Source organism: Priestia sp. SIMBA_032, assembly GCF_046535215.1.
GTDB classification, from domain to species: domain Bacteria; phylum Bacillota; class Bacilli; order Bacillales; family Bacillaceae_H; genus Priestia; species Priestia aryabhattai.
This window is the reverse complement of sequence record NZ_JAWRXD010001610.1, coordinates 1-234: the sequence shown is the minus strand read 5'-3', so window position 1 is coordinate 234 and position 234 is coordinate 1. Positions and strand designations below refer to the sequence as shown.

Genomic DNA, 234 nt, shown 5'->3' with positions numbered 1-234 from the left:
CTAAGTTTGTTAAAAAAACATAAATTTATACAATCAAAAGAGGGAACTGGTGGAGGTTTTATTTTCGCTCGCGATTTAGATGAAATTAATCTTTGGCATATTTATCAGATAACCTCTGAAGGTGCTTTGCAGCCGAAGTGTCCGGAATCAAACAATCAGTGTGTTGTAGGTTCGAACATGCGAAAAGTTCTTTTCGCTATTTTCTTAGGTGCTGAAGAACATCTAGGTGAATAC

The 234-nt window shown here is 36.3% G+C and carries 1 protein-coding gene; it reads left to right on the top strand.

Annotated features, from left to right (window positions below; genetic code table 11):
* Positions 1–234, top strand: a 234-nt coding sequence (locus SB717_RS39730) for an Rrf2 family transcriptional regulator (protein ID WP_410908855.1), incomplete at both ends; no start/stop codon positions are given.